The 12701-nt window shown below is 74.6% G+C and carries 8 protein-coding genes; 6 read left to right on the forward strand and 2 right to left on the reverse strand.

The window, feature by feature from the left end:
- Positions 1-75: 75 nt before the first annotated feature.
- Together PT931_RS25955 and PT931_RS25960 are read left to right on the forward strand one after the other, a co-directional pair.
- Entirely contained in the window at positions 76-1026 is a 951-nt protein-coding gene (locus PT931_RS25955) for an ATP-binding cassette domain-containing protein (protein WP_456248315.1), read from the forward strand.
- Positions 1023-1814 carry an ABC transporter permease gene (locus PT931_RS25960; RefSeq protein ID WP_456248316.1) on the forward strand — a complete coding sequence of 264 codons (792 nt, stop codon included), beginning with the start codon at positions 1023-1025 and terminating at the stop codon, positions 1812-1814. The genes PT931_RS25955 and PT931_RS25960 overlap by 4 nt, the downstream gene beginning before the upstream one ends.
- On the opposite strand, the gene PT931_RS25965 is transcribed toward PT931_RS25960, so the two are convergent.
- Positions 1798-4938 (reverse strand): BTAD domain-containing putative transcriptional regulator, encoded by a 3141-nt coding sequence (locus PT931_RS25965; protein ID WP_456248317.1) that lies wholly within the window; start codon positions 4936-4938, stop codon positions 1798-1800. The genes PT931_RS25960 and PT931_RS25965 overlap by 17 nt on opposite strands.
- 62 nt (positions 4939-5000) lie before the next feature.
- Here PT931_RS25965 and PT931_RS25970 point away from each other — a divergent pair, with 62 nt between their 5' ends.
- The 4 genes from PT931_RS25970 to PT931_RS25985 all read left to right on the forward strand — a co-directional run bounded on the left by PT931_RS25970 (position 5001) and on the right by PT931_RS25985 (position 10594).
- Positions 5001-6572 (forward strand): BCCT family transporter, encoded by a 1572-nt coding sequence (locus PT931_RS25970; protein WP_456248318.1) that lies wholly within the window; start codon positions 5001-5003, stop codon positions 6570-6572.
- A 22-nt stretch (positions 6573-6594) separates the two neighbouring features.
- On the forward strand, positions 6595-9543 hold the full coding sequence (locus tag PT931_RS25975) for a BTAD domain-containing putative transcriptional regulator (RefSeq protein ID WP_456248319.1): 2949 nt from the start codon (positions 6595-6597) through the stop codon (positions 9541-9543).
- A complete protein-coding gene (locus PT931_RS25980; protein ID WP_456248320.1) occupies positions 9537-9659 on the forward strand; it encodes a hypothetical protein in 123 nt (40 codons plus the stop codon). The genes PT931_RS25975 and PT931_RS25980 overlap by 7 nt, the downstream gene beginning before the upstream one ends.
- Positions 9660-9751: 92 nt before the next feature.
- Positions 9752-10594 (forward strand): TatD family hydrolase, encoded by an 843-nt coding sequence (locus PT931_RS25985; RefSeq protein ID WP_456248321.1) that lies wholly within the window; start codon positions 9752-9754, stop codon positions 10592-10594.
- An 88-nt stretch (positions 10595-10682) separates the two neighbouring features.
- Here PT931_RS25985 and PT931_RS25990 read toward each other — a convergent pair whose 3' ends face one another.
- Positions 10683-12581: a beta-propeller domain-containing protein gene (locus tag PT931_RS25990; RefSeq protein WP_456248322.1), complete on the reverse strand. Its 1899-nt coding sequence runs from the start codon at positions 12579-12581 to the stop codon at positions 10683-10685.
- Positions 12582-12701 lie beyond the last annotated feature (120 nt).

A 12701-nucleotide genomic window follows, 5' to 3' on the forward strand; every position in this document is an offset into this window, starting at 1 on the left:
CGGCGCGTCAGCGGGCTGTCAGCGGGTTTTCGCCGTGTCAGCGGACTGTCAGACCCGGGGTGCAGGGTATCGGACATGACTTATGCGATTCAGGCCGAAGGGCTGGTCAAGAGGTACGGGGAGACCACCGCCCTGGACGGGGTCGACCTCTCGGTGCGCACCGGGACGGTCATGGGCCTCCTGGGTCCCAACGGGGCCGGCAAGACCACCACCGTGCGGGTGCTCGCGACCCTGCTGCGCCCCGACGCCGGCCACGCCACGGTCTGCGGGCACGACGTGATCACCCAGGCCCACCAGGTCCGGCAGCTGATCGGCCTGACCGGGCAGTACGCGTCCGTCGACGAGACCCTCACCGGGGTGGAGAACCTCGTCCTGATCGGCCGGCTGCTCGGCCTCAGCCGCGCCGACGCCAGGGCCCGGGCCAGCGCCCTGCTCGCCGACTTCCGGCTCGACGAGGCCGGCGGCCGGGCCGCGAAGACCTACTCGGGCGGGATGCGCCGCCGGCTCGACCTGGCCGCGAGCCTCGTCGGCCGGCCCCGGGTGCTGTACCTGGACGAGCCGACCACCGGGCTCGACCCGCGCAGCCGCAACGAGATGTGGGACATCATCCGGATGCTCGTCGCGGACGGCACGACGGTGCTGCTCACGACGCAGTACCTGGAGGAGGCCGACCTGCTCGCCGACGTCGTCGCCGTCGTCGACCACGGCCGGGTGATCGCCGAGGGCACGCCCGCCGACCTCAAGGCCCGCACCGGCGGCCAGACCCTCGAGGTGCGGCCCGCCGACCCGGGGCAGATCCCGCTCGTGCTGTCCCTGATGGACGGCGTGACCACCACCACCCCGCAGGTCGTCAGCGGCCTGGTCTCCGCGCCCGTCACCGACCCGGCCGCGATGCCCCTGGTCGTCCGCCGGCTGGAGGACGCCGGCGTCGTCGTCAGCGAGCTGGCGCTGCGCGGGTCCAGCCTCGACGAGGTCTTCCTGTCCCTGACCGGGCACCGCACTGTTCTCGAAGGGACCGCAGCATGACCACCCTGACACTCACCCCCCGGGTCGGCCCGGCCGCCGGGTTCCGGCACACCCTCACCCTGGCCTGGCGCACCCTGGTGCAGATCAAGCACAACCCGGCCGAGCTGCTCGACTTCAGCATCCAGCCGATCATGTTCCTGCTGCTGTTCACGTACGTGTTCGGCAACGCGATCATGGGGAGTACCGGGGACTACCTGACCTTCGCCCTGCCCGGCATCATCGTGCAGAACGCCCTGTTCGCCACGATGAACACCGGCGTCGGGCTCAGCACCGACCTGCAGAAGGGCGTCTTCGACCGGCTGCGGTCCCTGCCCATCGCCCGGACCGCGCCGCTGGCGGGGCGGATCCTCGCGGACGTCGTCAAGCAGTCCTGGGCCGTGGCGCTGCTGCTCGGCGGCGGCTGGGTGCTCGGCTTCCGGATCGGCACCGACCCGCTCAGCGTCCTCGGCGGCTTCCTGCTGCTGCTGGTGTTCGCGCTGGCCGTGTCCTGGGTCTCCGTGCTGATCGGCATGCTCGCGGCCAACCCCGAGAAGGTGCAGATCTTCGGGTTCACCGTGCTGTTCCCCATCACGTTCACCGGGAACGTGTTCGTGCCCACCGAGAAGATGCCCGGCTGGCTGCAGGCCTGGGCGAAGATCAACCCGGTGAGCGTCATCGCCGACGCGCTGCGCGGCCTGTGGGTCACCGGCGCGGAGGCGAAGCCGATCCTCCAGGCCCTGCTGTGGGCCGCCGGGTTCACGGCCGTGTTCGCCACCCTGGCGGTGCGGGCCTTCATGCGGAGGACATGACCTCCGCGAGTACCTGCTGCACGGTCGTGGAGCGGCCGCGTTGGTAGCACCCGGTGTACGCCTCGCCGAGGGCAGCCCACGCGGCCGTCGCCACGGCCACCGCGTCCGGCCCCACCGGACCCCTGGCGCCCAGGCTGCTGTCGCACACCCCGAGCAGCACCGCGGCCCGGCCCGGGTCGCCGGAGGCCACCGCGAACTCCGCGAGGTACACCAGGACCGCCGCGGTGACCGGGGCGTCCCGGGCCGCCACGGCCGAGGTCAGCGCGTCGCGCAACCGGACCCCCGCCCCGGCCAGGTCGCCGTCCGCCGTGTCCAGGCTGCCCAGCAACCCGAAGATCAGGGCCCTGACCTGGCCGGACAGCGTGGGCGAGCGGATCTGCTCCTCGGCGCGGGCGAGGGCGGCCCGGGCCTCGGCGGTCCGGCCCTCCCACTTGGCGAGCAGGCCGTGGGTCATGTGCACGGCGGCGTCACCCTCGACCAGCCCGGCCCGCTCGGCCGCCCGCCGGGCCTCCGCCAGGACCTCCCACGCGCGGGTGTGCTCGCCGGCCAGCCACCACTGCTCGGCCTGGCGGGTCTGGAACTGCGGCAGGTCCTCGTACGCGCCGAGTTCGGCGGTCAGGGTCGCCGACTCCGCGTACGCCGTGGCCGCGCCCCGGTGGTCCCCGGTCCGGGTGCGGTGCTCGGCCACGGCCGACAGGGCGAGCGAGATGCCCCACCGGTCCCCGAGCCGCCGGAACACGGCCAGCGACGCCAGGCTGTCGGCCTCGGCGGTCTCGGCCTCGAACCCCACGTTGAACGCGACGAACGCGTGCGCCACCCGGGCCGCCGCCCCCAGCCACGGGTCCGGATCGTCGTACACCTCGCGCAGCTCCGCCAGGCCGGAGCCGTCCTCCATGTCCCGGAACAGGGAACGGATCGCGACGACGATCCGCAGCATCGGGTGCGCGGACAGCAGCGAGTCGTCGGCGACCACCATGTCGGCGGCGACGTTCAGCCAGCTCAGCGCCAGTTCGGCGTCGTGGCGGCCCTCCGCGATGTTCAACGCGCCCAGGACGTGGGCGAGCGCGCGGGACGCCGGCGGGCCGCCGCCCGGCAGGGCCAGGGCGTCGACGGCCAGGGCCGCGCCCTCGACGCGGTGGCCGCGCAGGCCCCAGTACCAGCCGAGGGCGGCGGCCAGCCGGACCGCGATGTCCGCGTCACCGGCCGCGATCGCCCAGCGCAGCGCGCCGTGCAGGTTGTCGTGCTCCTCGGACAGCCGGGCCAGCCACGGCACCTGCTCCGCGCCGCGGGTCCGGGACTCGGCCTGCTCGGCGAGGGCCAGGAAGTACGTGGCGTGCGCCCGGCGGACCCGGTCGGTGTCCCCGTGGTCGGCGAGCCGGTCCAGGCCGTACTCGCGGATGGTCTCCAGCATCCGGTACCGGTCGCCGGCCGGCACCAGGATCGACTTGTCGACCAGCGCCGCGACCAGGTCGGCCGCCCCCGGCCCGCCGCACATCTCCTCGACGGCCTCCAGGGTCGCCCCGCCGGCGAACACGGCCATCGCCCGCCACAGGGCGCGCTCGTCCTCGCTGAGGAGTTCCCAGCTCCAGTCGACGACGGCCCGCAGGGTCTGGTGTCGGGGCAGCGCGGTACGGCTACCGGCCGTGAGCAGCCGGAACCGGTCCCCGAGCCGGCCGGCGACCTGTTCGACGCCCATCGAGCGCAGCCGGGCGGCGGCCAGTTCGATGGCCAGCGGCATGCCGTCCAGCGCCCGGCAGATCCGGACCACGGCCCCGGCGGTGCGGTCGTCCATCGTGAAGTCGGGGCGGGCGGCGGTGGCCCGGTCGACGAAGAGCCGGACGGCGGCGTACCGGGTCGGGTCCCCGTCGGCGTCCGGTGGCAGGTCCAGGGACTCCACCGGCCACAGTGTCTCGCCGGTGATGCCCAGCGGTTCGCGGCTGGTGGCCAGCACCCGCAGCGCCGGGCACTCGCCGAGGAGCCGCTCGGTGACGGCGGCGACGGTACCGATCACGTGCTCGCAGTTGTCGAGGACGAGGAGCACGTCCTTGCCGGCGAGGCCCTCGACCAGCCGGCCGACGAGGTCCGCCGGTTCGGGGGCGGAGCGCCGGCGCTGGTAGAGGGCCTGTTCGCGCAGGCCCAGGGCCGCCAGGATCGTCTGGGGCACCTCGGCCTCGTCGGTGACCGGGGCCAGCTCGACCATCCACACCGCCCCGGGGGTCCGGTCGAGGTACCGGCGGGCCGCCTCGCCTGCCAGCCGGGTCTTGCCCGCCCCGCCCGGCCCGGTCAGGGTGACGAGCCGGGCGTCGGACAGCAGGCCGCCGACCCGGTCGAGGTCGGCGTCGCGGCCGACGAAGCTGGTCAGTCCGGTCCGGAGGTTGGTGGGCCGGGGGGCGGCGGCTTCGGGGGCCGCCGGTTCGGCGCGCAGGACCTCCAGGTGCGCCGCCGCGAGGGCCGGCGACGGGTCCGCGCCCAGCCGGTCGGCGAGCTCCGCGCGGGCCCGTTCGAACGCGGTGAGCGCGGCCCCGGGCCGGCCGAGGGCGGACAGCACCCGGATCAGGGCGACGGCGAGGGACTCGCGCACCGGGTACTCCGCGACCAGGCCCTCCAGTTCCGCGACCGTCCCGGGCCCGATCCCGGCGCGCAGCTCGGCGGCGACCCGGTCCTCGACGGCGGACAGCCGCAGTTCGGTGAGCCGGGCGACCGGGGCCCGGGCGAACTCGGCGTCGGCCACGTCGGCCAGCGCCGGTCCGCGCCACAGCCCGAGGGCCTCGCGCAGGATGGCCAGCGCCCCGGCCGGGTCGTCGGGCAGCGCGGCCCGGCCGGCGGCGGCGAGCTGCTCGAACCGGCGGGCGTCGACGGCCTCCGGGGCGATCCGGAGCCGGTAGCCGGCCGGGTGCGAGCGGAGGTCCAGGGTGGGCACCGCGCGGCGGAGCCGGGAGACGAGGGCCTGCAGGGCGTTGGTCACCTCGGCGGGTGGCGCGCCGCCCCAGAGCGCGTCGGCGAGCCGTCCGGTGGTGACGATCCGGTCCGGTTCGAGGGCGAGCAGGACGAGCAGGGTGCGCAGCCTCGCGCCGCGGACCGTCCCACCCTCGACCTCGAGGGGCCCCAGTATCGCGATGGTCACCTGGACGATTCTGCCCCGTCCGTTCCGGCCCGGGTGTTCAGCTCGGCCGGTACGGTGGCCACATGACGGAAAAGCCCACTGTTGACCGGATTGTCCTGGGGATCGCGGTCGGCGTGGTGCTCGCCGTCGTCGCCTGGGGCGCGCTCGACGCCGACTCGCTGTTCGCGGCGTCCACCTCCGGGCTGGACTGGGTGATCGGCACCTTCGGCTGGCTGTTCGTGGTGGCCGCCGACGCGTTCCTGGTCCTCGCGGTGCTGCTCGCCGTCAGCCGGTACGGCCGGATCCCGCTCGGCCGCGACGACGACGAGCCGGAGTTCCGCACCGTCGCGTGGATCGCCATGATGTTCAGCGCCGGCATGGGCATCGGCCTGATGTTCTTCGCAGTGTCCGAGCCGCTCAGCCACTTCGCGGCCCCGCCACCGGCCAGCGGGGCGGCGCCGCTCACCGGGCCGGCGGCCGACGCGGCGATGCGCTACACCCTGTTCCACTGGACCCTGCACCCGTGGGCGATCTACGCGGTCGCCGGGCTCGCGATGGCGTACGCCACGTTCCGCAAGGGCCGGGGCAACCGGGTCAGTGCCGCGTTCGTACCCCTCCTGGGAAAGCGGGCCGACGGCGCCGCCGGCCGGGTGATCGACCTGATCGCCATCTTCGCGACCGTGTTCGGCTCCGCCACCAGCCTGGGCCTGGGCGCGCTCCAGGTCGGCGCCGGGCTGAACATCGTCACCGGGGTCGCGGACTCCAAGACCCTGCACCTGATCATCATCGGCTCGCTGACCGCCGCGTTCGTGGTGTCGGCGTTCTCCGGCATCCACCGGGGCGTGAAGTGGATGTCCACCGCCAACGTGGGGCTCGCCGTGCTCCTCGCGCTGTTCGTGTTCGTCGTCGGCCCCACCGTGTACATCCTCGACGTGCTGCCCGCCGCCGTGGGCAGCTACCTGACCGACCTGGTCCGGATGTCCACCCGGACCGGCGCGTTCTCCGACCCGGCGTGGCTGTCCGGCTGGACCATCTTCTACTGGGCCTGGTGGATCTCCTGGGCCCCGTTCGTCGGCACGTTCATCGCCCGGATCTCCCGGGGCCGCACCATCCGGCAGTTCCTGGTCGGCGTGCTGCTCGTGCCCAGCGGGGCCAGCGCCGTCTGGTTCTCCATCATGGGCGGCAGCGCCCTGAAGTTGCAGGCCGACGGGGACGCCGACCTGATCGGGGCCACGAAGGGCGGCGCCGAGCAGGCGCTGTTCGGACTGCTGGACGCGCTGCCTGCGGCCACCGTCACCTCCGTGATCGCGATCGTGCTCGTCGGCCTGTACTTCGTCACCGGCGCCGACTCCGCCTCCCTCGTCCTGGGCTCCCTGAGCAGCCGCGGCGCCCTCAAGCCGCCCAACAGCCTCGTCGTGCTGTGGGGCGTGCTGATCGGGGCCGTTGCCGCCGTCCTGCTGGTCGCCGGCGGCCTGGAGGCCCTCAAACAGGCCACCATCCTCGTGGCCGGCCCGTTCGTCCTCGTCCTGCTCGCGCTCAGCGTCGCCCTGGTCCGCGAACTGCGCGACGACCCGATGGCCGCGCACGGCGCCCGGCGCACGAGACCGCACGGGATGGGCGACGCGGTCCGGGCCACCGTGGGCGAGGACGTCTGACCCGCCGAGCTACCCTCGCGCCATGGAGTTCCGGGTACTCGGCGGCGTGCGGGCCCAGGTCGACGGCGTTCCGGTCGACCTCGGCCGCCGACGCGAACGGTGCCTCCTCGGCGTGCTGTTGTTGCAGGTCAACACCCCGGTGTCCACCGACACCCTGGTCGACCTCCTCGGCGGGGACCTGACCCGGTCCCGGGTGCAGGTGCACGTCTCCCGGCTCCGCAGGGCCCTGGCCGGCACCAGCGCGCGGGTGCGGTCCGGAGGCGGCGGGTACACGCTGCTGGCCGACCCCGACCGGATCGACGTGCACCGGTTCCGGGCCCTCGTGGCCGCCGCCCGCGGGTCCGACCGGCCGCTCGCGCCGCTCCGGGAGGCGTTCGCGCTGTGGCGGGGCCCCGCGCTCGGCCCGGACGCGACCGACGCGGTCCGGCAGCGGTTCGCCGGCGGCCTCGACGAGCTGTTCCTCGCCGCCACCGGGCTCCGGCTGACCGCCGAGCTCGCCGCCGGGGAGTACGCGGCGGTGCTGCCCGAACTGGCCGCGCTGACCGCCGCCCACCCGCTCCGGGAGACGTTCACCGCGCTGCGGGTCACCGCCCTGCACCGGGCCGGCCGGCGCCCGGAGGCCCTCGCCGCGTACGAGGCGGCCCGGGAGCGGCTCGCCGAGGAGACCGGCCTGGACCCCGGCCCTGAACTGGCGGCCGCCCACCAGCGGGTGCTGCACGACGACGCCCCGGTGCGCACCCCCGCCCAGCTGCCGCCGGACCTGGCCGACTTCACCGGCCGCGAACCCGAACTCGACCGGCTCGACGCGCTGCTGCCCACGGGCGGCGGCACGGTCGTGATCAGCACCGTCACCGGGACCGGCGGGATCGGGAAGACCACCCTCGCCGTGCACTGGGCGCACCGGATCCGCGACCGGTTCCCCGACGGGCAACTGCACCTCAACCTGCACGGGTACTCCACGAGCGCCCCCGTACCGCCCACCGAGGCCCTGGCCCGGCTGCTGCGCGCCCTCGGGGTGCCGTCCGAGCGGATCCCGCCGCACCTGGAGGAGGCCGCCGACATGTACCGCAGCCTGCTCGCCGACCGCCGGGTGCTCATCCTCCTCGACAACGCCCACCACCCCGACCAGGTCCGGCCGCTGCTGCCCTCCGGTCCACACTGCATGGTCCTGGTGACCAGCCGCAACGCGCTCACCGGGCTCGTCGTCCGGGACGGCGCCGTGGTGCTGGAACTGCCGGTGCTCAGCGCGGACGAGGCGGCGGAGTTCCTCCGGTCCGTCCTGGGCCCCGACGCGGTCGCCGCCGAGCCGGAGGCCACCGCCGAGCTGATCGCGCTGTGCGGCCGGCTGCCGCTGGCCCTGCGGATCACGGCCGCGCACCTGCTCGACCGGCCCGGGATCGCCGCGCACGTGGCCCGGATGCGCGGCGGGGACCTGCTCGGCGAGCTGGAGGTCGACGACGACCCGCAGGCCTCGGTGCGCACCGCGTTCGACCTGTCCTACGCGGCGCTGGCCCCCGACGCCGCCCGGCTGTTCCGGTTCCTCGGCCTGGTGCCCGGCCCCGACCTGACCGCCGGGGCGGCGCGCGCCCTCGCCGGGGCGGACCCGGACCGGCTACTGCGTCAGCTCACCGCCGCGCACCTGGTCGGGGAGTCCGGCGGCCGGTACGCGCTGCACGACCTGTTGCGCCGGTACGCCGAGGAGCGGGTCGCCGACGACCCCGAGCGGGAGGCGGCCACCCGGCGGCTGCACGACTGGTACCTGCACTCGGCCGACGCCGCCGCCCAGCAGCTGTACTCCGGCGCCACCCGGCTGACCCTGCCGCCCGCGCCGACCCCCGTGCGCCTGGACACCGACGCGCTGACCTGGCTGGAGTCCGAGCGGGCCAACCTGGTCGCCGCGATCCGGCACACGGCGGAACACGGCCCCCGGGAGTACTCCTGGCGGATCGCCGACACCCTGCGCGGCTACCTCTACCACCGCCGGCACGCCGTGGACTGGCTCGCCGGCGCGCAGGCCGCGCTGGACGCCGCCGTCGCGGAGGACGACGGGCTGGCCCGGGCGGCGATGCTGCTCAGCCTCGGCGTCGCGCGGTACGTGACCAACGACCCGGAGCTGGCCACCGAGCACTACCGGGCGGCGCTCGACCTGGCCGTGGCCGCCGGCTGGAGCCACGGCACGGCCACGATCACCAACAACCTGGGCGACCTCCTGTACGACCAGGGCGACCTGCGCGGGGCGTACCGCTATCTGACGGAGGCCGTGGCCCTCGCCGAGGAGGTGCTGCGCGGCGACCCGACCGACGGGCAGCGGGCCAGCGGGGCGATCGCCCTCACCAACCTGGCCGACGCCGCCCGGAGCCTGGGCCGGCTCGACGAGGCCGGTGCGCTGCTCGACCGGGCGCTCGTCCAGCTCGACGTGTCGGGCACCGTCAACGGGGCCGGCCACACCCTGACCGTGCTGGGCCGGCTGCTGTGCGACCGGGGCGAGCACGCCGCCGCGCTCGACCGGGCCGCCGGGGCGCTGCCGTCGATCGTGGCCCAGCACGCCCCGGAGTTCGAGGCCAACGCGCTGGTCGTGATCGGGGACGCGCACCGGGGGCTCGGCGACCCGGGGCGGGCGACGGAGGCGTACCGGTCGGCGTTGGCGGTCGCCGAGGAGGTGGAGCACCGGTACGGCCAGGCGGAGGCCCTGCTGGGGCTGTCGGCGTGCGAGTGCTCCGTCGCGCACGCCGAACGGGCCCTGGAGCTGGCCCGCCGGCACGGGCACGCGGCGGTGGCGGGCCGGGCGCTGACCGCGTGCGCGGAGGCGCTGCTGGCGGCCGGGGACACCGGGGCGGCCCTGGCGCGGGCGGTCGAGGCGGTCGCGGCGCACGAGCGGACCGGTTACCACGCCGGCCTGGTCCGGTCCCGGCAGCTCGTGGACGTGATCCGCCCGGCGGCGCCGAATCCGGCTACGATGCCCGGATGCTAGCCAGCCTGCTCGCGGACCGCGCCTGGGAGGACATCCCGGCGGTCAAGCTCGTCGGACTCGCCCTCGGCGCGGTCATCATGGTCCTCGCCATCCGCACCGTCTTCGGGAAGAAATAGCGCCTTTCACCGGGTACCGGGGATAGGTCGCTCACGTGTCGTCACCCCGACTCAACCGGGCGTGTCGGATGCTCGACTTTCTAGCCTGAGTGATGCGCATCTTCGACCCGCACCTGCACGCCTCGGCGCGCACCACGGACGACTACGAGGACCTGCACGCGGCCGGCGTGCGCGCCGTGCTGGAGCCGGCGTCCTGGGCCGGGCAGCCCCGGACCTCGGCCGGCTCCCAGGTGGACTACTTCGAGTCGCTGCTGGGCTGGGAGCCGTTCCGGGCGGCGCAGTACGGGATCGCGCACCACTGCGCGCTCGGGCTCAACCCGCGCGAGGCCAACGAGCCCGGCTGCGCGGAGATCCTGGACGAGCTGCCCCGGTTCCTGGCCCGGGACCGGGTGCTCGCGGTCGGCGAGGTCGGCTACGACGCGATGACCCCGGCCGAGGACGTGGCGTTCGCCCGGCAGGTGGAGCTGGCCGCCGGGTACGGGCTGCCGGTGCTCGTGCACACCCCGCACCGGGACAAGGCACTCGGCGTGCGCCGGAGCATCGACCTGGTCCGGGAGTCGGGGATCGACCCGGAGCTGGTGGTGTTCGACCAGCTGGACGAGGAGACCGCGCCGCTGGCGGCCGACGCCGGGTTCTGGCTCGGCTTCACGGTGTACCCGGAGGCGAAGCTGAGCCCGGAACGGCTCGTGGGCTTCGTGGAGGAGTACGGGCCGGAGCGGGTGCTGGTGAACTCGGCGGCCGACTGGGGACGGACGGATCCGCTGCTCACCCGGGTGGCCGCCGAGGCGATGCTGGCGGCCGGGTTCGGGGCGGAGCGGGTGGAGGGGGTGCTGTGGGACAACCCCGTGCGGTGCTACGGGCGGTCGGGGAGGTTGCGGCTGGAGGTGGGGCCGGTGGCCGACCACCATGGGGGGAACTCGATCCGGCGGGGCTGACCAGGGAGGTGTCGCCGTCCCCCTCGTGACGGCGACACCCACCCGGACGCGGTGTGGGGGTGGGGCGTGCGGAGCGCGCCCCACCCGGTCACGCGAAGGGGACCCAGGCCTGGGGGGCCAGCGAGGTCAGGTCACTGGCCTTGAGGCCCGCGTCGGAGACCACCCAGAGCGTGTCGCCGATGACCAGCGAGCGGCGGATCTGCCCGGCGTCCAGGATGACCCGGCCCGCCTCGGTCACCGAGGAACCGTCGACCTTGAGCGCCAGGGCGGTGCCGCGGACGCCGGTGCCGGTCCGGTCGTAGACGGGGACGACGAGCAGCCCGGTCTTCGGCCAGTACAGGAAGGCGTGCGGGTCGAACTCCGCCTCCGAGTGCGCCCCGGCCAGCACGTACTGCGCCAGCCGCCCGGGCTTCGCCGGATCGCGCACGTCGAACAGCGACACCTGGGTGCCCTTGACCCGGCCCTGGTCGCTGGCGTCCTGGCCGACCCCGATCAGGCGGCCGTCACCGGCGGGGTGCAGGTACGCCGAGTACCCGTTGATCTTCAGTTCGCCCGTGACCTTCGGCTTGTCCGGGGTGCGCAGGTCGAGCACGTACAGCGGGTCGACCTGGCGGAACGTGACCACGTACCCGGTGGTCCCCACGAAGCGCACCGCGTAGATCCGCTCGCCCTTGCCGAGCCCGTCGACCCGGCCCACCTCGGTGAGCGCGTCGCCCTTGCGGTGCAGCACGTACACGCCGCTGTGCGAGGTGTCGCGGGACTCGCCGCCCCAGATCCGCTGGTCGGTGGTGGTGGCCACCCGCAGCCGGCCGTCGTGTTCGGACAGCGAGTACTGGTTGAGCAGCCAGCCGGGCACCTCGCCCGAGGCCACGTACACCGGCCGGCCGGGCTTCGAGGTGTCGAACTGGAAGATCTGGGTCCGGTCCTTCGGCGGCTGCCGGATCCCGTCCCGGCCGGACCAGAACCACACCCGCCACCGGTCGTCGTTGGCGATGTACAGGCTGGAGCCGGTGCCGTAGACGGTCTCGCCGTCCGCGACGATCGTGGTGGGGTCGCCGGAGCCGAGGGTGCGGGCCGCCAGGTCGATGGTGTACACGCTGAGCATGCTGGCCCCGGAGTACACCTCGGGCCGGCTGACCTGGGCGCAGTCGACCCGTCCGGTGCTGGTCGAGCCGTCGACCTCCAGCTGGTACCGGGGCAGCCACTCGTCGGGGCCCGCGCGGTCGATCACCTTGCGGTTGGCCGCGGTGCGCTCGTCGGGGCTCAGTTCGCGCTGGTCGTAGGGGAACTCCACCCGGGGCGCGGACTTGACGACGACCCGGATCGTGCTACCGGTCTGCCGGGCGTCCAGATAGGACCCGTCGACGGAGAGCGTGCCGGTGACCTTCGGCGCGCCGGACAGGTCGACCAGGGTGAGCCGGGAGCCGTAGCCCTGCTTGTCGGGCACGGACCGGGCCATGGGCTGGGCCCAGCCCCCGCCGTGCGAGAGCACCAGGACCCGGTCGCCGGACAGCAGGAGCTCGTCGGCGCCCTGGTCGTCGAGCTTCAGTTCGCCGGTGATCCGCCTGGTGGCCGCGTCGACCACGCGCAGGGTGCCGCCGGTGACGGTGATGATGCGCTTGCCGTCCGTCTTGACCAGGTCCGGCTCGTCCACGTCTTGTTCGTGCGTGTTCGTCCCGGAATAGTCCTCGCCCTTCTTGGACGTCTCCGGAACGCCCCCCGCCGCCGGGGCGTCCAGGGCCCGGGCGCCGGAGCCCTTGGCGTACATCATGCCGCCGCCGAACCCGTACGGGCCGACCGCGCTCTTGGCCGCCGCGCGCAGACCGTCCATCGCGGCCTGGCACGAGTCGTACGCGACGAGGCGCATGCCGACCGTCGTCACCCCGGAGTCCTTGAAAACGGGGGCCCTGTCCTCCGGCGTGCACCCGGCCAGGGAGATTCCCGTGGCGAGTACCAGGCCGATGCCGCCCCAACGCTTGCGTGTCATGGCGGTATGACGCCGGAACCCGCGCGGGCGTTCCCTGGTTGTCGGAACGCCCGTGACGCGTTCCCGGGGAACCGGGCGAAGGCCGGGATGGAAGAATGGCCGCTCCGACACGTCTGGGAG

The sequence above is a fragment of the Longispora urticae genome (assembly GCF_053902585.1).